The sequence below is a fragment of the Candidatus Methanoplasma cognatum genome (assembly GCA_009777615.1).
Lineage (GTDB): Archaea > Thermoplasmatota > Thermoplasmata > Methanomassiliicoccales > Methanomethylophilaceae > Methanoplasma > Methanoplasma cognatum.
The window spans coordinates 110,376-130,281 of sequence record WRLM01000003.1; the positions used below are offsets into that span (position 1 = coordinate 110,376).

15 protein-coding genes and 1 tRNA gene are annotated in these 19,906 nt (G+C 49.6%); 5 read left to right on the forward strand and 11 right to left on the reverse strand.

Annotated elements, in window-relative coordinates; genetic code table 11:
- Positions 1-48: 48 nt before the first annotated feature.
- The 3 genes from FWG96_04860 to FWG96_04870 are packed head-to-tail and all read right to left on the reverse strand — an operon-like array spanning position 49 to position 4,004.
- Complete coding sequence (locus tag FWG96_04860) at positions 49-1,587, reverse strand: ATP-dependent helicase (GenBank protein MCL2032578.1); 1,539 nt, start codon at positions 1,585-1,587, stop codon at positions 49-51.
- Complete coding sequence (locus FWG96_04865) at positions 1,574-3,451, reverse strand: AAA family ATPase (GenBank protein ID MCL2032579.1); 1,878 nt, start codon at positions 3,449-3,451, stop codon at positions 1,574-1,576. Before FWG96_04865 ends, FWG96_04860 begins: the two co-directional genes overlap by 14 nt.
- Positions 3,381-4,004, reverse strand: coding sequence for a hypothetical protein (locus FWG96_04870; protein ID MCL2032580.1), 624 nt, complete (start codon positions 4,002-4,004; stop codon positions 3,381-3,383). The genes FWG96_04865 and FWG96_04870 overlap by 71 nt, the downstream gene beginning before the upstream one ends.
- 90 nt (positions 4,005-4,094) lie before the next feature.
- On the opposite strand from FWG96_04870, the gene FWG96_04875 reads away from it, so the two are divergent.
- A complete protein-coding gene (locus FWG96_04875) occupies positions 4,095-4,388 on the forward strand; it encodes a hypothetical protein (GenBank protein MCL2032581.1) in 294 nt (97 codons plus the stop codon).
- A gap of 587 nt (positions 4,389-4,975) precedes the next feature.
- Here FWG96_04875 and FWG96_04880 read toward each other — a convergent pair.
- Positions 4,976-5,061, reverse strand: a tRNA-Leu gene (locus FWG96_04880).
- A gap of 117 nt (positions 5,062-5,178) precedes the next feature.
- Between FWG96_04880 and iorA the strand changes: the two genes are divergently transcribed.
- On the forward strand, positions 5,179-6,990 hold the full coding sequence (iorA, locus tag FWG96_04885; protein MCL2032582.1) for an indolepyruvate ferredoxin oxidoreductase subunit alpha: 1,812 nt from the start codon (positions 5,179-5,181) through the stop codon (positions 6,988-6,990).
- Complete coding sequence (locus tag FWG96_04890; protein ID MCL2032583.1) at positions 6,987-7,574, forward strand: indolepyruvate oxidoreductase subunit beta; 588 nt, start codon at positions 6,987-6,989, stop codon at positions 7,572-7,574. The genes iorA and FWG96_04890 overlap by 4 nt, the downstream gene beginning before the upstream one ends.
- Before the next feature lie 114 nt (positions 7,575-7,688).
- Here the strand turns inward: FWG96_04890 and FWG96_04895 are convergent, their stop codons facing one another.
- Positions 7,689-8,399 (reverse strand): cell division protein FtsZ, encoded by a 711-nt coding sequence (locus tag FWG96_04895; protein MCL2032584.1) that lies wholly within the window; start codon positions 8,397-8,399, stop codon positions 7,689-7,691.
- Between the two features lie 93 nt (positions 8,400-8,492).
- A complete protein-coding gene (locus tag FWG96_04900) occupies positions 8,493-8,843 on the reverse strand; it encodes a ribbon-helix-helix domain-containing protein (GenBank protein ID MCL2032585.1) in 351 nt (116 codons plus the stop codon).
- Positions 8,844-9,070: 227 nt separating this feature from the next.
- On the opposite strand from FWG96_04900, the gene leuS reads away from it, so the two are divergent.
- Positions 9,071-11,944: a leucine--tRNA ligase gene (gene leuS, locus FWG96_04905; protein ID MCL2032586.1), complete on the forward strand. Its 2,874-nt coding sequence runs from the start codon at positions 9,071-9,073 to the stop codon at positions 11,942-11,944.
- A gap of 2 nt (positions 11,945-11,946) precedes the next feature.
- On the opposite strand, the gene FWG96_04910 is transcribed toward leuS, so the two are convergent.
- The 3 genes from FWG96_04910 to FWG96_04920 are packed head-to-tail and all read right to left on the reverse strand — an operon-like array spanning position 11,947 to position 15,080.
- Positions 11,947-12,480 (reverse strand): UbiX family flavin prenyltransferase, encoded by a 534-nt coding sequence (locus FWG96_04910; GenBank protein ID MCL2032587.1) that lies wholly within the window; start codon positions 12,478-12,480, stop codon positions 11,947-11,949.
- Between the two features lie 13 nt (positions 12,481-12,493).
- A complete protein-coding gene (locus tag FWG96_04915; GenBank protein MCL2032588.1) occupies positions 12,494-14,398 on the reverse strand; it encodes a beta-CASP ribonuclease aCPSF1 in 1,905 nt (634 codons plus the stop codon).
- Between the two features lie 46 nt (positions 14,399-14,444).
- Positions 14,445-15,080 (reverse strand): proteasome subunit beta, encoded by a 636-nt coding sequence (locus FWG96_04920; GenBank protein ID MCL2032589.1) that lies wholly within the window; start codon positions 15,078-15,080, stop codon positions 14,445-14,447.
- Positions 15,081-15,550: 470 nt separating this feature from the next.
- Here FWG96_04920 and FWG96_04925 point away from each other — a divergent pair, with 470 nt between their 5' ends.
- A complete protein-coding gene (locus FWG96_04925) occupies positions 15,551-17,794 on the forward strand; it encodes an adenosylcobalamin-dependent ribonucleoside-diphosphate reductase (protein ID MCL2032590.1) in 2,244 nt (747 codons plus the stop codon).
- Here FWG96_04925 and FWG96_04930 read toward each other — a convergent pair.
- Together FWG96_04930 and FWG96_04935 are read right to left on the reverse strand one after the other, a co-directional pair.
- Positions 17,791-18,321 carry a DUF2085 domain-containing protein gene (locus FWG96_04930; GenBank protein MCL2032591.1) on the reverse strand — a complete coding sequence of 177 codons (531 nt, stop codon included), beginning with the start codon at positions 18,319-18,321 and terminating at the stop codon, positions 17,791-17,793. The genes FWG96_04925 and FWG96_04930 overlap by 4 nt on opposite strands.
- Positions 18,322-18,502: 181 nt before the next feature.
- A complete protein-coding gene (locus FWG96_04935; GenBank protein ID MCL2032592.1) occupies positions 18,503-19,906 on the reverse strand; it encodes a hypothetical protein in 1,404 nt (467 codons plus the stop codon).

Genomic DNA, 19,906 nt, shown 5'->3' on the forward strand with positions numbered 1-19,906 from the left:
ATCTGTTTCGGAGCGTGCAGACAAAGTACTCTCGTTTCTGAATTAAGATTATTGCATTGAAATCAGTTTATCTGGATCTATGCCAGCCTTATAAAACATTTCTAAAAGCCTGTTCTGTGCAGTGCGGGCACCAGCTATATTTGTATCGACAATAATTAGCTTTGACTCGGCGCGAGTGCAAGCGACATAGTGATTTTTACTGTGTTCTTCTTTCAGTTCCCTGTTGTGAGCAAAGTCTTCAATAAAAATGATAACCTGTTCAAACTCCAATCCTTTTGATGTGTGTATAGTGAGTGCGCAGTGCCTGGGCCTTTCGGGGTTCAGTGCAACCGCAAATTTTTTGTCCGTGACGGTTTTATATAGTTCATCAATATGTTCTTTAGGAGTTGTATAACCAAGATAACCAGAAAGCATATTTACTGATTGGTTGAACGCGTTCTGATTCGCACTCTCAGCGTTTTGTTTTATATCATTGAGGATTTTTTTAATTTCTTTAACTCTGAACGCATCGCTTTCCACAGGGATATCGTTTAAGAAGTTGTATGCAGAATATGTGTCCAATAATACAAAGCTTGCAATGGCATAGTAGATCCATGCCGTATTTGTTGTAATATTTTCTATCGGAATTTTTGGTATGAAAATATGTTCTAAACCTTCTTTTGTTAATAGATCCGCACCTGTCTTTGCGTTAGTATTCGTATGCCTAAGTAATGCCGAAGTCTTCTCGGAATCCAGTAAAGAAATAACTTTGCCTGCCCAGTTGTCGTAGGTCGCCTTGATCCATATTATGTTTCCACAGTTTTGCGGATTGACAACAAGCGGGTGTGTCTCCTCGAATATAAGGTTTGAATAATCTTGAATCTGCTTATCTGATCGATGATTCATTGTTAATTTTTTATGCGTGAAATTTTCTTTTACAAAAATGGATTTGAACACTTCGGGGTAGGCTCCCTTCCATTGAAATATAGACTGTTTATCATCGCCCACTATGAATGTCTTAATCTTCAGATCATCGGAGATATGCATGAGGAAATTGTGCATATCAATATCACAATCCTGATATTCGTCTATATAAATGGCGCAGTACTTTGCTTGTAAATAAAGGCGGCAAGCAACTGATTTTTTCAGAATATCCAATGCTAAATCGAAAACGAAGTTTTTCTTGACGTTTTTATATGAATATATTGTGTGGTATTCTTCTATGCTTTTCACGCCTTCATCGAAATCTTTTAGTTCACGATTTTTATTGGCATAGTCTGTATCCATCTCAATGTCAAAACTTTCGCCATAGACATCTTTCATAAATGGTTTTATAACTTCATCAGTAGCGAAATTATTATTTGTTCCGATGAAGCATTGTGATGAGTCGAACGTGAGCCTGTCGCGAATTTCCTGTGTGGCTTTTCTTGTAAAAGTAATGGCCGCAATCACTTTATGTGTTCTGTTTTCTGACAAATCTTGCATTATTTTGGCAATCATGGTTCGTGTCTTTCCCGTACCGGCACTGGCGCTTACAACTATATTCCCTGAAGTATTGGTAACAATATCTAATTGCTGAAGCGATAATTCCGCATCAATTGGTTTCATTGCGTACCGCCCTTAAAGAAGCGAAATTATAGTGTTTATAAATTTTCATACAATCATCATCAGACAATTTGCTTGCTAATTCGACCATATTCTGCTGTTTTGAAGACTTCAGAAGTTTAATGGCCTCTTCTGCGGTGCCTTTTTTCAATAATTCGCAGAAACGTTCTTCTCCTAAGCATTCCAGTAGATCTTCTTCCAGATTACAATGAGATAAAAACAGCGCATATTTTACGCGAATTGAATCGAGAGCGGTTTTTTCGTTATCGTAATAAGTTCTTGCTTGCGGAGGTTTGCTCTCACCGACTGATAAATCCGATCTCGCGTTCAAAGATTCTGATGCAGAAGAGCCGCCGATATATTTCACAAGATGGTTGATTCTTTCGAATCCTGATTGTCTGTATAGGGCGGGATCACTGTTTTGTATTTTTGTAATGTCATTGTCGGTTTTTATAAAATATCGAATGTTCAGCGCAGACAAAACGTCAATGTATTTTTCGAATCCTACTCCTTCCACGCTTAATACATGCACGCCTTTTGATTCATAATACGGATCAATCTCAGTTAGCACTCGTTCGAATAATACACACTCGGACTCACCTTCTACCAGCAACACCGAATCCGCAAATATTGATTCGGACAACGCACGGTTGAGTTTCTTTTTTGCGGTTTTCCAGACATCGGGAACAACATATGATTCGCTTGAGGCGGTTATTTTGTTCGGGTTATACAGACGGATCAGATGCAAATCATCCATTTCGCTAAGTATAAACGGTGAGTGAGTGGAGATAAACAGATAGTTTAGTTTGTTGTCGTTTGCTTCGCTGTTGAAAAGGAAATGCGATAATGCGGATTGCATTGATCTGTGTATGTGCGTTTCAGGTTCTTCAATTAAAAACAGATTTATTTTCTTTTCGGCAGTTTCTTCAGACAAAAGATTGTATATCGAATATGCCAGAAGCTTCTTGCGGCCTTCCCCTGCGGTCGGATATTCATTATCATCGTTATCTTGTTGAATGAAAGGAACGATGTCAGAGTAAAGATGGTTGATGGCAAAAGTGGACTTTATTCCGATCGAGACATCCTCATCTCTCATTTTACGGTATGACGGCGTAAGTTTGTTCTGAAATTCTTGAATTCCGGATAGTTTCGAGATCTCTTGATTGATTTCCTTGACTTTTGTCTTTATGTTGTTTTCTGTCAAGCTGTCCTTTTCTTCTTCGCTTTCTTTGTTTTTGATTAGTGTGCGTATGTTTTTCTTAAACAGATCTTGGAGGTCGATATAAGAATTGATGTAAATTACGTTGAACACGCTGTCAATGTCAAAGTATCCGTTGTTATTTGAGCGTATATCCTTTAACTTCTCGGCATCGCCGCCCCACTGCATAGAAATTTCAGCACAGTTCATTTGATTGTTGTACGAAGCGGTAAATCTGATGAATACCTCGGCGTCAGAGCTGCATATGGCATCTTTCATTTTCGCTCTCAGCTTTTCTGTATCGGGGGAATCGGCATCCTTAATGTCGATGCAGGCAGTAATCTCTATTTTTGTCTCGATATTCCTTTTGTGAAAATCAGATTCCGTTAAATCGAACTTGCGCATGTTTCTGTCGAAAAGACAACGAAGGGCATAAAGAAAATTCGTCTTTCCGATATCATTCATACCGAAGAAAACGTTCTTATTGCCTATGTCCACTTTTATGTTATCAAAATTGCGGAAATTTTTGATTTCTATCGATTTGAATCTCATATGTTTGTCCCCGATATCTTTTTGGTTCGACTCATCTAGGCGTTTTTCAACCCATTTGTTGTTTGGTTTGTCTCCGGAACCGTCCTGCCAAGCAGTACTGCTGATTTTCATCATCATGGTTTTCGATGAAATTCGCCAAGGCGTTTGAAACCTCTCTTATGGTACTCAAAGATTCGTCTATGAACTCCACGCTGTAATCCATATTCTCGCTTTCGACCTCAAGTGTTTTCCCGATGTGGATGTTGTTACGTAGGTCCTTTGCAGCTACGATGAAGTGCTTACCTTGCTCAGAAAAATCCAGTGCCCCGATTCTTCTGAGGTATGACCTTATTTCATCGAACCGGATGAAATCTGTCATATCTTTCCTTAAATAGAGTTCACAAGGATCCCTGCACGTCTCTATCTCATTGCATTGCATCTGGAAGGTCAGAGCGGCACCGAACATTATTCCTTCCAATACTGAAAAAGTGTTTATAAGCAGCTGTTTACAGGTCATAGCCCTGAGGCTTTTCTGTAAAGCATATGTCTTCAAAAGATCAAGATTGAAGTGTACATACTGGAGTGTGAAAGCAACATTAGCTTTGATAATATCATCATGTATTATCTCATCAAGTCTGTATTCCCTGATGATCTCTTTTTTGGTTTCAAGCTTTATGTCCAGTTTCATCATTATGTTATACTATGTTCCATGTATATAATCCCGAACAAAACAGTTCTCTTTAAGAAAAGTTTAGATTACTGCACTAGGTTACATTGATGCTTGTTAGAAAAATTCAACCCAGGCGACCCAGTCGCATTCATGAGAGGTGTAATAAGGGCATCCCTGGAGTTGTATGAAAATTATGAATATTATTCAGTAGCTGAAACTCTTAAAAGCATAAGAAGTAAGATAGACGATGGCAAAATGCCGTCCTTAACTATGATTCTGTCTCTATCTGCAAATCTTATAAATGATCTACTGGGGTCCGAACATCATGCGAAGCACGGCAGATATGAACACAGATATCCTATAGTGCTCGATGATAGGTTTGAAACACGGGGGCTCACGGAATAAACATAACAAATCAGATGTTATTCAAAGATTTTATGAACACATAGAAAATAATGTTTATCAAAAATTCAGAGCTGCTGGATGCCAAATATTATAAGCGCACGCAAAGTCCTGAAGAAAATTCTCAAGACTTCATGAAAGACATCGAATAAAATGTGAAAAGAGGAGACTGTGAACGAGCCGCCAAAGACGGTATTCCTTTATTTTTGCTGTATTCGACGGAGCATCTAAACCTATGAAAAAAGTGTTGAAGAATGCACTTAAAAAAAATTCAGACCTGATCTCCCTGCTAGAGATGTTGATGGTATCACAGAGGGATTTCTTTCTGTCTACGCTATGTACGATCATGATGGAAAAAAGATATCCGACTACACGTATGTAAGAAACGCTCTTGCACACCCGCCATAAAGTAAGGAAAACGGTGCTTTCAGATAGTGTAAGCCATGCCGGGCACGCAACTGTTAAATGACCTGGCGGTCAGTATTCGGAGCATGAAATGTCGAGGTCAGGATGCACATTTCCAGCAGTCAGAAGACGAAAAAACCCGCGCTGTTCCGCAACAGCGTTTAGAAAGGTGAGCCAGTATGATATGGTGCAGGGGAAGGGATTTGAACCCTTGTATCACTAAGAACAGGATCCTAAGTCCTGCGCCTTTTCCAAGCTTGGCTACCCCTGCCTGTGAAGACCTGACAACGCTTTCCGTTATTATCGTTTTCCTTTTTGAATAACAAAGCGCCGAACGAAATCCAATTAAGCAGGAGATAGATATACCGGAAAAAGAGGTGTCCCGTTAATGAACATTCTTGAAGAAAGCGGCAAAGGCCTTCTGTTGGGCAACGAAGCCATAGTGAGAGGCCTTATTGAGGCGGGAGTGAGATTCGCATCCACATATCCCGGTACCCCCTCGTCGGAGATCGGCAATATCCTGGAAGAGATCTCTGAGGAAGCAGGGATGTATTTCGAGTTCTCATCCAATGAGAAGATAGCGTTGGAAGTGTCCGCCGCCGCCGCTTCCGCCGGAGTAAGGTCCTTCGCTTTCATGAAACACGTCGGCCTGAACGTGGCCGCCGATCCCCTCATGACACTGGCATACTCAGGGGTGGTGGGGGGGATGCTCGTGCTGACCGCGGACGATCCCTCGGCGCACAGCTCCCAGAATGAACAGGACAACCGCTACTTTGCGACGATCTCCCTGTTGCCGATGATAGAGCCGTCCACAGCCGCCGAAGCTAAGGACATGATAAAGTACGCTTACGAGATATCCGAGAAGCTGACCCTTCCGGTGATATACAGGACCACCACCAGGATTAACCATGCCAGATCGATAGTCGAATACGGGCCTAAGATGGAGACGCCTGCAAAGGGGCACTTCAACAAAGACGATAAAAGATTCGTGAACATACCCGCATTCGCCAAACTGAACAGGGTGAGACTGCTTGAGCTCAACAAAAAAGCGCAGGAGCTGTCCGAGGTCTCGCCTCTGAACCGTATCGAGGGCGAAGGGGAGATAGGCGTCATCACTTCCGGCGTGAGCTACACTTATGTCAAAGAGTTCACCTCAAAGGCATCGATCCTGAAGATCGGATTCACGAACCCTCTCCCCGAGAAGAAGATCGCCGATTTCATCAGAGGTAAGAAACATGTGATAGTAGTGGAGGAACTTGATCCGTTCCTGGAGGACCAGGTGCTCCGCATATGCGCTCAGAACGGCCTCGGCGTTCCGATATACGGGAAGAGGTCGGGGCACCTTCCGAGGGAGTGGGAGTACTCCCCGGACACCATGAAAAAACTGAATGGCCTGCTTGAAGTAAAGGATATGCCTACACCTCTTCCCCCGGCCGATATCAAGCTGCCTAACCGCCCGGCGACACTCTGCGCCGCATGCCCACACAGAGGGATGTTCGCGGCGGCGAAAAGGGCCGTGGGGAAAAGGGATGTGGTATACTGCACCGACATAGGCTGTTATACGCTCGGATTGCAGCCTCCTTTCCATGCCGCCGATTTCCTGATATGTATGGGAGGCGGAGCCGGAGCCGCCGGGGGATTCGACAAATCGACAGATCAAAAAGCGATAGCTTTCATCGGAGACTCCACCTTTTTCCATTCCGGCGTGGGGCCGCTGACGTCCTCGATCTTCAATAACCACAAGATAGTGATGGTCATCCTCGATAACCGGACAACGGCGATGACGGGACACCAGCCGAACCCGGGGACGGGTAGGGACTTCGGCGGCGTATGCACCGAGCCTATCGACATGGAAACGCTGGTCAAAGGACTGGGCATAAAGTTCGTCAGGACAGTCAACCCGTATGATGTTAAGGCGGCAGAAAAGGTAATGAAAGATGCTCTCGACTTCGACGGCACTGCTGTGGTGGTGTCAAAGTGCCCCTGCCCTCTGGAACTGAAGAGGAACAAGACACTCGTCGTCAAAGAATGCAGCGTCAACCAGAACAAATGCATACACTGCCATATCTGCGTAAAGACGATCGCATGTCCCGCTCTCATCAAGAAGGGAGAGGTCGTCACGACCGATCCCGCCAACTGTATCGGGTGCGGGATGTGCGCTAATGTCTGCCCCAAAGGCGCGATAGAGGTGAGAGAATGAAGTACACAGTGCAGATCGTAGGCGTAGGCGGACAGGGAGTGCTCTTGGCGTCCATGGTGCTTGGAACTGCGGCCATGAGGGCCGGCCACCAGGTATCGATGAGCGAGATCCACGGCATGGCCCAAAGGGGAGGGAGCGTGATATCTACACTGCGTTTCGGCGGCGACACCGTCAGCCCCCTGGAATCGGCGGGCGGAGCGGACCTGATCATGGGGTTCGAGCCGGTAGAGACCTGCAGGTATCTTTCCCTAGGTAATAAGGAGACGTTCATACTAATGAATCTTGACCCGACATACCCCTCGGCGGTCGCCGCCGGCTTCGAAGAATATCCAGACATTCAGAAGCTGGTGGATTCGGTAAGGTCCAGGACAGATAACCTAAAAACATTGGACGCTACAAAGGTCGCCGTGGCCGCCGGAAAAGCGGTCGCCGCTAACGCCGTGATGATCGGAGCGGTCGCGGCGGTGAAAGGCTTCCCATTGAAGAAAGAGCTTCTCAAGGAGGTCTTATTGGAGGTCGTGCCTGAGAACTCCAAAGAGTTGAATTCAAAAGCATTCGATATGGGTTACGATGCGATGTCATAAATCAAAGAAGGAAGAACTTGGGGGAGGGGGAATCCCCCATTTTTTGATAGTGAGTTTATGCCCCCGGAGGAAGAACTTGGGGGAGGGGGAATCCCCCATTTTTTGATAGTGAGTTTAGACACCTGAGAACAACGGGAGCTCCCGTGTGTTGCCGACATCCATCTTCTTGGAGTAGACTGTCTTTTGGATTGTGGTTATTTCATCTTTTATCTTCGATGCCAGCGTAGCCGATGTTTCGCCGACGAAGCCCATTATGCTTTTGTTGACTGTGCGCATGGCTTCGTTCATTGTAGCGTTCGGCATGAGATCGAGGACCTTGTCGTTCTCTATGGTGAATGTGTTCGGGCATGTTGCCCTGATCGTTCTTATCCCCTCTCTTGCGATCGATACCTTTTCGGTCTCGAAGAAGAACGGGTTGATACCGATCGTGAATGTCATCATGTTGTTGCGGCTGCATATCTCCGCCACCACTGACGCCGCGCCTGTCCCGGTGCCTCCCCCGAGTCCGGCGATAATGAAGACCGCATCGTGCCCGATGACCGCCTTCTCTATCTCCTCTTCGTGGATCTTGGCGCATTTGTTACCGAGTCTGGCGTCGCCCTTGGTGCCCTCGCCCTTTGTGACCGCTTTGCATATGTAGACTTTCTTATCTGCGGCTGTTTCGTCCAGGGCCTTTCTGTCTGTGTTGATGGCAATGGTGTCCACTGGTGCAAGCGCTTTGTAGAAACCGCTTACAACGTTGCATCCCGCACCTCCGATACCGACCACTGCTATACGAGGCTCGATCGTTATGGATCTTTCAGTTTCCTTTGTGTTCGCTTCCATTTGTGCATCCCCATTTTTTTAAAGTGTTTCTATCCGGCGAAGATGTGCATAGCACTTTCCCATCGCCCCGCCGGAGTGTTTCCCATCCCTTCTTCATTTCATTTTTGAGGACATCTGCGCAGCCTTAAAGGAGCGGTTGGCGGAATCCGCTTCGGATTCCGGCGACACGATCCTGTCGGTCACGCATTTTCTGATGTATTCCTCTTCGCTGAAAATGGTCCCATCTTCCACCATCAGTCTTAAGGTCTCCATCTGTACCTCATTAAAGCGGATGAAGAATCCGCTTCCGGACCCAATACGCCTTTGCGAGCTTATGTGCCCGGCTATTGCGTCCCTGATGAAACTGGAGCGGCTGTCGATCTTATTCTCAGCCATGAAGTCCTCCATTTTCTGGATGTCTTCAGTTCCCATCCTGATCGAGATCGTTATTTCCTTGTCTCCCATTCCATCACCTTAAGCTCGCAGAGTCCCATCCCTCCGCGCTCGCAGTATTACTACATGTATTACAAACTATTTAAAGATGTACTACAAATGTATTATGTTCCTATTTTGCAGGCTTTAACGCGGCTGTTGTTAAGAAACCCGTATGCGGCTGACCGTTGTCACTATTCCATAAGATATTATTTTAATAAGGGGACATATTAGAGCGTAAACAACCGCCGAGGGCTCAGATGTCTGATTATGGTGAGATGGAAAGGAAGTGGCAGGCGGAATGGTCCGAGAAAGGACTGGACCGTGCCGAAAGAGATGTGGGCAGACCGAAATTCATGATCATTTTCGCATATCCGGGAGTCACCGGGTTCCTTCACGTAGGACATCTCAGGGGGTACACGTATACGGACGCCATCGGGAGATACAAACGTATGACAGGATACAATGTCCTGTTCCCCGTGGGGACGCATGCCACCGGCAACGGCGCGATAACTCTCGCTTCAAAGGTTTCGGGCAACGATCCCGATTTCATTGATTATCTGATAAGGAACGGCTGCCCGGAAGAGAAGCTGGAGGATCTGAAGGATCCGGTAAAGGTCATTGATTATTTTAACGGAGTTTATGTGAACGAATATTGGAAGAGGTTCGGATTCCTTGCCGATTGGAGACGGTTCACATGCACGCTGTACCCGGACTACGGGAAGTTCATGCAATGGCAGTTCAGAAAGCTGAACGACTGCGGCCTGCTGATACAAAAGCCGTACTACTCTCCGACCTGCCCGGTCCACGGGCCGGTGGCGGTCGACGCCTCCGAGACCGACATATCCAAAGGCGGCAATGCGGAGGTCCAGGAATACACTCTTTTGAAATTCAGGCGCGGAGATGAGTACTTGGTCGCCGCTACTCTCAGGCCCGAAACGGTATACGGGCAGGTGTGCTTCTGGGTTAACCCGGATGTAGAATACACACGGATAAAGAAGGGAGAAGAGACATGGATAGTGTCCAAAGAGGCGGCTGAAAAACTTAGTCTGCAGGTAGACGGCATAACGATACTTTCCCCCGTCGCCGGAAGGGACATGATAGGCTGGATGTGCGAAGCGCCGATGATACACAGGGAGATACCGGTCTTCCCAGCGTCTTTCTCGGACCCCAACGTGGGAAGCGGACTTGTCACATCCGTCCCCTCGGATGCTCCGGATGACTGGATCTCGCTGGAGGCCCTGAAGAAGGATCCTGCCCTTACAGAGGAATACGGCCTTCCCAGATCGCTCGTCGATTCTGTAGATCCGATCTCAATAATATCGATCGAAGGATACGGGGAATTCCCCGCTCATGACGCAATAAAGGAAATGGGCATAACCCAGCCCGGAGACCCGAGGCTCGATGAGGCCAAAAAGCAGGTTTACAAAGACGGCTACCACATGGGCCGCATGAAAGATATCTGCGGGCCATACTCGGGGATGAGGGTGGAAGAGGCCAAAGAGAAGATGAAGCAGGCCATGCTCGATTCCGGCGAGGCGGAGATATTCCACGACCTCACGGAGGAAGTGGTCTGCAGATGCGGTATGCCGGTCAGGGTGAAAAGGGTAGACGACCAGTGGTTCATCGATTACGGCAACGAAGAGCTCACCGAAAGAACAAGCGAGCACTGCCGCAGCATGGAGCTGTACCCTCCGGAGTTCAACGAGAACGTACACGCCACGCTGAGATGGTTCAGGGAACGCGCCTGCGTAAGGCAAGGCAACTGGCTCGGAACAAGGTTCCCCTTTGATGAGAAATGGATAATCGAGGCCATATCGGACTCCACCCTGTATCCGTTGTATTACATTATTTCGATGTATGCTAACGACGGGAGGATATCCCCCGATAACATGACGGAGGAGTTCTTCGACCATGTGGCGCTTGGCAGGGGAGTTTCCGCTGAAGTATCTGAAAGCACGGGCGTTCCCGAAGATATTCTGAATGATATACGGGAGGACATAATATACTGGTATCCGCTGGACATAAATCTGGGCGGCAAGGAGCACATGACCGTGCATTTCCCGGCGTACCTCTTCAACCATCGCGCCATACTTCCTGATGATATGCAGCCGGGAGGGATCATCGTTAATTGGTATATCACAGGAAGGAAGAACAAGATCTCAAAATCCAAAGGCGGAGCGCAGCCCATCTCCGGGGCAGTGGAGCAATTCGGCGTCGACCCTCTCAGACTGTATTATGCGCATGTGGCGTCGATGTTCGTGGATGTGGAATGGAACGAGGAGAACGTATTGACGTACTGCCAAAGGCTGGACAGGGTCATGGGCACGATCGAAGAACTTCTCTCCTCTGACCGCACCGATGAGAAGAAAGGGATCGACGAGTGGCTGATATCAAGGTTCAACGGCCACTTGCTGTCTGTGAAGAAGGCGATGGAGAAGTATGACCTGAGGCAGACGGCGACCGCCGTCTACTTCGAAATGCTGAACGATATTAAATGGTACGGAAGAAGAGGGGGGAAGAACGACAACACCATAAAGGAGGCCATGAGGATCTGGATACCTCTTATGGCGCCTATCACACCGCATGTTGCAGAGGAGATGTGGAACATGGCTGGGTTCGAGGGCCTCGTGTCGTCGTCACAGCTCCCCGAAACAGGCGGCATATCCGGCTCCGCAGAATACTGTGAGGAGTTCATCAGAGGCGTGATGTCGGATGTCATTCAGATCAAGAAAGTGACCGAAACGGATCCGGAGAAAATATTCCTTTACACCTCGCCATCATGGAAGAGGGACATCATGAGGATAGGGTTGGAGATGAAAGACAACGGCACTTTGGACATCCCCGCCCTCACGAAAAAATGTATGGAGAACGAAGACCTCCGAAAGAACGGCAAGGCTGTGTCTGAGTTTGTTAAAAAGACCGTTACCGACCTGACAAGGTCCTCTTCCGGAACGATGACAGAGATGGTAATGACGGACGAATACTCTGTCCTGGTCTCGGCGAAAGATTTCCTGAAAGACGAACTCGGCGCGGAAGTAGAGGTGTTCTCTTCCGACGATACGGGCATCTACGACCCCAAATTTAAATCGAAAGCCGCAGTGCCGGGAAGACCCGCCATCTATTTGGAGTGAGCTCATTCCCATTTTTTGTACAGGTTGTGGTCGATGCCCACTCTGTCCAAGCATTTTCCTACTACGAAGTCGACCATATCCTCAACGGAGGCCGGTCCCGAATAGAATCCTGGGTTGGCGTCCATGATCACCACGCCGCACCTGGCCAGTTTCAGTTCGTTCTCCAGCATTATGGCGCTTTTAGGCGTCTCCCTTACCACAAGAACGACTTTCCTTCCTTCTTTGATGCAGACAGCCACCGCTCTGGAGATCAGGGTGTCCGAGATCCCCGACGCGAACTTCGCCACGGAGGATTCGCTGCATGGCGCAACGAACATACAGTCATAGTGAAAAGAACCGGACGATATGGATGCGAAGAGGTCGCCGTCATCGAAGACCTTGTCGGCCAGCGCCCCCACCTGCTCGACCGACATGCCCGTCTCTCTCGGAATTATCATCTTTGCTATCTTGGACATCACAAGGATCTTCTCACCCGGGAGTTCCTGAAGGAGACGTATACCATATACGATCCCGGATGCGCCGGTGATAGCTACCACTGACCTCAGCCGATCACCTCAGCCTGATCGTCTCAAGATTAAGCGGTGCTTTGGTCTCGATGTTGAATTTTTTGTATATTGAGGATGCGAGGTCCGTACACTTCCTGTCTTCCCCGTGACCTATTATTATCCTATCGGGTTTCGGCTCCAGCGAGGAGATGTACTTCATCAGCTGCTTGCGGTCCGAGTGTCCGGAGAACCCGTCCACAGTCACGCGGTTCATATCTATGCTGATCGTCATCGATTTCCCCTTGTAACTGAGCGCTATGTCCTGACGCCCCCTCTGTATGGTGCGTCCGATACTTCCCTCCGATTGGTATCCTACGAACAGCAGCGTGTTCTTGGCGTCGTCCGCCCATTCTCTGAAGTATTCCAAGACAGGGCCGCCGGACATCATTCCGCTCGTCGCGAGGACTATGCATGAATCCGGCGAGTGACATATCTCTTCTCTCATATCGGCGGTCTCCACCCTCTTGAATATGGGAGACAGGAACGGGTTCTCGTTCTGCTGGAATATCTGCGTCCTGAGCTGACTGTTAAGATATTCTGGATATGCGGTGTGGATCGCGGTGGCTTCCCATATCATCCCGTCGAGGTATACGTTCATGGTGGGTATCTTGCCAGTGCGCATAAGCTCCTCGATCACGAGCATGACCTCCTGGGATCTTCCGACGGCGAACACAGGTATCAGGACCTTTCCGCCCAGCTCTGCCGCGTGCAGAAGGATCTCTTTCATCTCTTCTGAGGCATCCATCCTGGACGGCTGTATGTCGTTGTGGCCGCCGTATGTGGATTCGATGACCAATGACTCCAGTCTCGGGAATCTGTTGTTTGCGGGGTTGAACAGCCAGGTCTTTTCGTATTTTATGTCTCCGGAGAAAGCGACGTTGTGCAGACCGTCCCCCACATGGAAGTGCGCGATCGCGGACCCCAGAATGTGCCCGGCATTGTGGAAAGTAAGCCTGACGTCCGGCGAGATGTCCGTCGTTTCGTTATATTTCAGAGTTATGGTGTGCAGTATCTCCTTTCGGACATGCTGCGCCTCGTAGTGCTGTTTCTTCGCCTCGCCATATCCCAGCTTGATGTTGTCCAGCTGGAGCAGGGCCATTAGGTCCCTCGTCGGAGGGGTGCAGTACACCGGCCCTTCGTAACCGTATTTGAAAAGCGCGGGCAGCGTGCCGCAGTGGTCGAGATGCGCGTGAGTGATCACCACCGCATCGATATTGTTAAGGGGCTGGGTCTCCGGTATCGCAAAGTACGGGGTGGCGTCGCTGTTCGGGTCGAGCCCGCAGTCGATGAGGATCCTGCTCTCTCTCGTCGTAAGAAGCGTTGCGGACCTTCCGACCTGCCTGAAACCTCCCATGGTGGTCATCCTTACCCACTGCTCTCCTTCCAAAGTGGGCCTGACGAGCGATCTTGCGACGGACTTCAGCACCTTGTGCCTTTCGTCCATGTTCACTCTGATGTAACCCCTGACATCCGATACCGTCTTAGACGGTATGGGCGGAGCCCTCATGACCTTGATGTTCCACCCCGACTCCTTTTTTATGTCGGAAAGCAGCTGACCTTCTCTTCCCAGCACCTCATTGGGATTTATCGCTTCTATTATCGCCTCTCCCGTCTCTTCGATGAAGTTTATATCGAACACCTCTGCCGATTCGGGTATCATGGAGAGTATCTTCTCCCTTACCTTTTCAGGGTCAGCTAAAGCTGACGGGTCCGGCCTTATGTCCACTCTTCTCTTCAGGCTCTGGGCGAGCGTTCTCGGTATGTCGTCATTGCCAGAGAATTTATCGTATTCGGGCGTATAGATGATGATGACCGAGCCTTCGAACTCTATCGCCGATACGTTCATTTCCTGAGGTACCAGTTTTCTTACCTCTTCTCTTTGGCTTTCAAATAATCTATCTGGGTTCATGTGAAATCCTACTATCAATAATGTCAGAAAATGTTTGGACGGAGGCTCAGCTCGGGTATGTGAATCCGAGCTCCTCGCAGCGGGCCTTGATCTGGTCCTGCGCTATCTCCTCGTAGCCCTTCGGCCCGATATAGGATATCAGCATGCCGTCCCCCGACGCGCTGTCCCTCTTCCTCGAGGAGTTGAGCGCCGTGATGGCCACGTCTATCGCCTCTTTTTTGGTCATGTTCTTTTTGTATGAAGCTTCCAGGGAACCCATTGCAAATGTCGAGCCGGAGCCGATCGATATGAAGTCATCCTCAATGTATCCGCCGGCGGCGTCGACACTGAACACATGGCTGCCGGTTGAATCGTGGCCGCCGACTATCAGTCCGAGGTAGAAGCCGTTGCGCATGACGTTGCCGACAAGCGTGGCTGCTGCCTTCACCGACATGGGCGACCCCCTCTTCATGGAATATATCGACACCTCGCTCTCGATGAATCTTATCATGAGCTGAGCGTCGCCCACGACACCTGCGATCGTCATCCCGAGGTTGTCTGCCAGAGGATATACCTTCTGGACATCGCTGTGCGCGATGATGTTTCCCATAGTCGCTCTCTGATCGGACGCGAGGATCACGCCGTCTTTTATCTTCATACCGATGGTCGTCGTTCCCGTCTTAAGAATGTCTTCCTTGCTCATCTTTTCCCCTCATAGTGAAATGCAGCAAAATGCATCTGTTAGCATAACAAAGATGCTATTCCCCCCTATTACCCGCTATATTAAATACTTTGTTAACCAACAATTTGAAACCGTTTCCGGACCATTGTGGCACATTTTGGCCGGAAAGCGACACTGCAGTGCCGTTACAACATCACGGGATAAAAAGGAAAATATCCGATAATGCGGCCGCATCGACAAAGATCTCGGGTGCTTCAAACGGCGGAACGTTTTTTCTATATATAAATTCACAGCACTTACTTAGATAATGTCGCCTGCGAAACTGCCTCAAATGCTTTCCGGCTTCCGACCATTCTCAGAAAACGCGGTGAGGCGGCTTTTCGGCCTGTTTTTTTATACCTTATCGGTAGAAAGATGCGGGGTGGTTTATCCAACTTTGGGAGGTTTAATTAAAGTGAAATTCATCCTCTTCTAAGATGGGAGAATGACGCATGGAAATTGAAGAATGGCTGGGTGAAGATAACCAATTGGGCATTGATATTTGGCAAAAAAAATACTGTTACAACGGGGAGACCTTCGACCAGTGGCTGGACCGTGTCAGCGACGGGAACAAAGACGTCAGAGAGATGATCAGGCAGAAAAAGTTCCTCTTCGGCGGAAGGATACTGGCCAACCGTGGTCTCCATAAGACCGGACTGAAGATCACTTTATCCAACTGCTATGTGGTGTCTCCTCCTGAGGATTCGATAGAATCCATATTTGAGTGCGCCGGCAAACTTGCGAGAACCTTCAGCTACGGCGGCGGTGTTGGAATAGACCTGTCCAAACTCGCCCCCCGCGGCGCGAAGATCAACAACACCGCGTCCGAGACGTCCGGGGCCGTTTCCTTCACCGATCTGTACTCGATGGTCACCGGCCTAATAGGGCAGCACGGAAGAAGGGGGGCGCTGATGCTCTCCATCTCCTGCGAGCATCCCGACCTCGAAGAGTTCGCTTTTGTCAAGACCGATGTGGACAGGGTCACCAAAGCGAACATGTCCATCCGTGTGACGGATGAATTCATGGAGTGTGTAAGGGATAAAAAGAATTTCAAGCAGAGCTTCCACCGGCCAGAAACAAAGGATGCTGTGGAGAAGAACCTCAACGCTTACGAATTCTTCAAAAAGCTATGTTTCGCAAACTGGGACTACGGAGAGCCCGGATGTCTGTATTGGGACAGGATAGAATCATGGAACCTTCTCAGCGAATTCCCAGATTATCATTATGCGGGGACCAACCCCTGCGCCGAAGAGCCTCTGCCCGCGGGGGGGAGCTGCCTTCTCGGAAGCATCAACCTCGCCGCGTTCGTCAAAGATGGGGAGTTTGACGGGGAGGATTTCAGACATGCCGTCGGAATATGCGTTAGAGGCCTCAATGATGTCCTCGACGAGGGCCTCCCGCTTCACCCTCTGCAGGAGCAGAGGGATTCCGTAAGGGACTGGAGGCAGATAGGCCTCGGAATAATGGGTCTCGCCGACATGCTGATAGAACTGGAGTTGGAATATGGAACGAAAGAAGCAATGGATTTCTGTCACATGCTCGGTTTCATGATGGCCGATACCGCAATAAAAGAATCCGCCCTCCTTGCAAAAGAGAGAGGAAAATTCCCTAAATGCGATATAGGCCTGCTCATGCAGTCGCCGTTCTTCGCGGAGAACACTTGCAAAGAGACAAGAGACCTTGTGGAGAAATATGGCATCAGGAACTCGCAGCTGCTCACTGTAGCGCCCACCGGCACATTGTCCACGATGCTTGGCATATCCGGAGGCATCGAACCCATATTCGCCAATTCTTTCGAGAGGAGGACCGTTTCCCTCTCTGACCACGATGAATATTACAAGGTCTATACTCCGGTAGTGAAGGAGTACATGGACAAGCACCAGATAACCGACGAGAGGAACCTCCCCAAGTTCTTCGTGACAGCTCAGAATCTGGATTACAAACAGCGTCTCAATCTCCAGGGCACGTGGCAGATGCACATAGACGCCTCCATCAGTTCTACGGTGAACCTTCTGAACGATTTCCCTGAGAACGAGGTATACGATCTCTATATGTATGCATGGCAGATCGGCTGCAAAGGCGTCACCGTTTTCAGGGACGGCTGCAAACGTCTCGGCATCCTCACAGCGAAGGACAAAAAAGAGGACGAACAGGAAAACGGCAACGGAAAACGCAAGAAGAGAGGGTTCGTCGAAAATGTTGCGGACGATGTCGTCGGAAAGAAGAGAAAGCTTATGACAGGTTGCGGGAGTCTCCACTGCACCGCATTCTTCGACCCCCACAGCGGGGAGCTGCTGGAAGCCTATCTGAACAAAGGTTCCACCGGCGGTTGCAACAATTTCATGATCGGTCTGTCCAGAATGATCTCTTTGGCGGCGAGGAGCGGATGCGACATCACTTCAATAGTGGACCAGCTCAGAAGCTGCGGCTCCTGCCCCTCATATGTGGTGAGGACATTCACCAAAAGAGACACCAGCAAAGGGTCCTGTTGTCCGATGTCCGTAGGCTGGGCGCTTCTCGACATGCATGCGGAGATGCAGAGGGAAGTGAGCGGGACCACCTTTGAGGCGGAGAAGGAGAGGAATGCCGCCGACTCGAAGAAGACGGCCAATCCCTGCCCCAAATGCGGCGACGAACTTCAGTTCCAGGGCGGCTGCAACATATGCAAGACCTGCGGATGGACAAAGTGCGATTAACCTCCCGCATCAAACCCCATTATCTTTTCATATTGTCTTGTGACGTAATGCTGCAGCAGCAGTGCTATGCCGGCTCCGGCCAGCAGACCTGTGGCTATCCTCGCCGCAAGAATGTCTGCGCCCAGACCGTACTCGATCCCCCATTCGATGAACGTAGACGATATCATTACGGCCCCAATGATCGGGCATAAGCTCTTCCCCGCGTATATGCGGCCTACCCTCTCGTCGGCGGCCAACAGCCCGATAATTACGCCTGTGAGAACAGATACGTCCCTCTGACAGAAGGCCATCTGCGATCCGTTTATGATGAATGACCTTGCCCATTCCTGATGGCAGAACAGATCCCCCATTGTGTAAACGGTCCGGGTCAGCGGATCGGCGAACGCGAGCTGGTCCCAGTTCTCGATGATGCCGGCCCTGCCGTCAAGTCCCGCGAACGACCCGTGGGGATACAGCAGAGTCGGCAGGATCATCAAAACAAGGAAGGAAGCAGAGAACAGCAACACCGCTCTGCCCGGAGTGGACATTTCCATACGGAATCATTGCCTTTACCGTATAAAACAGCGGTGCCAGGAAAGCACAAGATCGGACGGCCCTTTTTTATCGTACATGCCGCGGCACCCAGGGCGGCGCGGATCGTGCCACAAGTCAAGAAGCATATAAAAAAAAAGGGGGGGGCACCCCCGCACAGGGGAGACCGCGGTGCGGTCACAGCCCTATGCCGGAACACAGCGTGAACATTATCATCGAGACCGGGAGCATTACCCCTATCCTGTATGCAATGTCTCTTGTGTCAACCTTGCCGTTGAGGAACGAAGTGAGCACCGCTATCAACACGCACAGCTCAACGAGATAGACCACAAGGATGGTCGATGTGCCTCCGAGGTCCACCCCCTCCATTACCCTGGAAACAGGCTCCAGCATTGTCACGCTCATCCCCAGTACCAGCGGCGCGAAAACCGCTGCCGTTCCAGTCATCATGTCGGTCATGCTCTTCAGCTTGTTCTTTATCCCCTTTCTGACCGAATCCTGGTCCTGGATCTGCCTCCCCACAGACACGGCTAGCCTGCCCGCATCTCTGACGTCCTTCAGAGAGCACCGGTAAACATCGCAGAAAACCTCTGAGATACGGGCTGATATCTTCCTGACGGCTGTCCTTATCGCGGCGCATGTGTCGCCCCTGCTTATCCCCATCTCTCTGCTGATGCTGTCTGCGACGGCCGAACATTCCTTCCTTATTCCAACCGCTTTCACGATCGCTGTTTCGAAGTTCTCCCCCGATATCAGGCGGTTGCCCAGCTCGAAAACGGAATCCTGCAGAAGCATCTCCTGCTTCTCTCTTCCCTTTTCAGACAGGACATACGGGGCCGAATACGCCAGCACCAGAACGCCTGATACCAGCGCCGCGACCGTCAATGCGGCCTGTACATCTCCGGTCATTGCGGAGACAGCGAATGCGACGGGGATAGCCGATAATATAGGCAGGATGTACTTTGGATCCAAGTTCGACACCGGCCTCATAAAGGGATTCTTGTCCTTCACGGAAAGGATCAGGAACATTATGATCGCAGGGATAAGCACCAGCGTCACCATCACTATCGGCCCTGTGTCCATCGCAGAACCGCCGAACACCCCTCCCAGACTGAGCATGGGCAGTATGGACATGAGGATCATCGGCACCATTATTCCAAGGCCGAATATCATCATGCAGGGGACGTTCAGGGACGTACTGTAGTTCTCCCCGATCTCTTTGAGGCCTTCCAATGATATGTTGGAAGCATCACCCAGCACCTTTTTCCTCTCCGAACGGTCGGAGGACGCGGCGGCGACCATCACCATGTGGACGGAACGCCTGAACGCGGCGGCTTCCGCGGGAAGGGTTGAGAGCATATCCGACAGCCCGTGGGCGATGTCCGGTATCTGCCTCGTGTCTGCTTTAACCACAATGGATCTGAACAAAGACGCCGACCTTTCCGGCCCGTTCGATGCCACATCCCTTACCGCCGTATCGATGGAGCCTCCTCCGTCGATGACGGCGGACATCATCCCGACGACGGTCGGACCTTCGTTCAGGATCGCATTGGGATTCTTCACCCTCTCTTTTCGAGCCAT

Excerpts from the sequence above, each read along its gene's own strand:
- FWG96_04860 (MCL2032578.1), bottom strand. The coding sequence starts at position 1,587 with ATGAAACCAATTGATGCGGAATTATCGCTTCAGCAATTAGATATTGTT.
- FWG96_04865 (MCL2032579.1), bottom strand. The coding sequence starts at position 3,451 with ATGATGATGAAAATCAGCAGTACTGCTTGGCAGGACGGTTCCGGAGAC.
- FWG96_04870 (MCL2032580.1), bottom strand. The coding sequence starts at position 4,004 with ATGATGAAACTGGACATAAAGCTTGAAACCAAAAAAGAGATCATCAGG.
- iorA (MCL2032582.1), top strand. The coding sequence starts at position 5,179 with ATGAACATTCTTGAAGAAAGCGGCAAAGGCCTTCTGTTGGGCAACGAA.
- FWG96_04890 (MCL2032583.1), top strand. The coding sequence starts at position 6,987 with ATGAAGTACACAGTGCAGATCGTAGGCGTAGGCGGACAGGGAGTGCTC.
- FWG96_04895 (MCL2032584.1), bottom strand. The coding sequence starts at position 8,399 with ATGGAAGCGAACACAAAGGAAACTGAAAGATCCATAACGATCGAGCCT.
- FWG96_04900 (MCL2032585.1), bottom strand. The coding sequence starts at position 8,843 with ATGGGAGACAAGGAAATAACGATCTCGATCAGGATGGGAACTGAAGAC.
- leuS (MCL2032586.1), top strand. The coding sequence starts at position 9,071 with ATGTCTGATTATGGTGAGATGGAAAGGAAGTGGCAGGCGGAATGGTCC.
- FWG96_04915 (MCL2032588.1), bottom strand. The coding sequence starts at position 14,398 with ATGAACCCAGATAGATTATTTGAAAGCCAAAGAGAAGAGGTAAGAAAA.
- FWG96_04920 (MCL2032589.1), bottom strand. The coding sequence starts at position 15,080 with ATGAGCAAGGAAGACATTCTTAAGACGGGAACGACGACCATCGGTATG.
- FWG96_04925 (MCL2032590.1), top strand. The coding sequence starts at position 15,551 with ATGGAAATTGAAGAATGGCTGGGTGAAGATAACCAATTGGGCATTGAT.
- FWG96_04930 (MCL2032591.1), bottom strand. The coding sequence starts at position 18,321 with ATGTCCACTCCGGGCAGAGCGGTGTTGCTGTTCTCTGCTTCCTTCCTT.
- FWG96_04935 (MCL2032592.1), bottom strand. The coding sequence starts at position 19,906 with ATGGCTCGAAAAGAGAGGGTGAAGAATCCCAATGCGATCCTGAACGAA.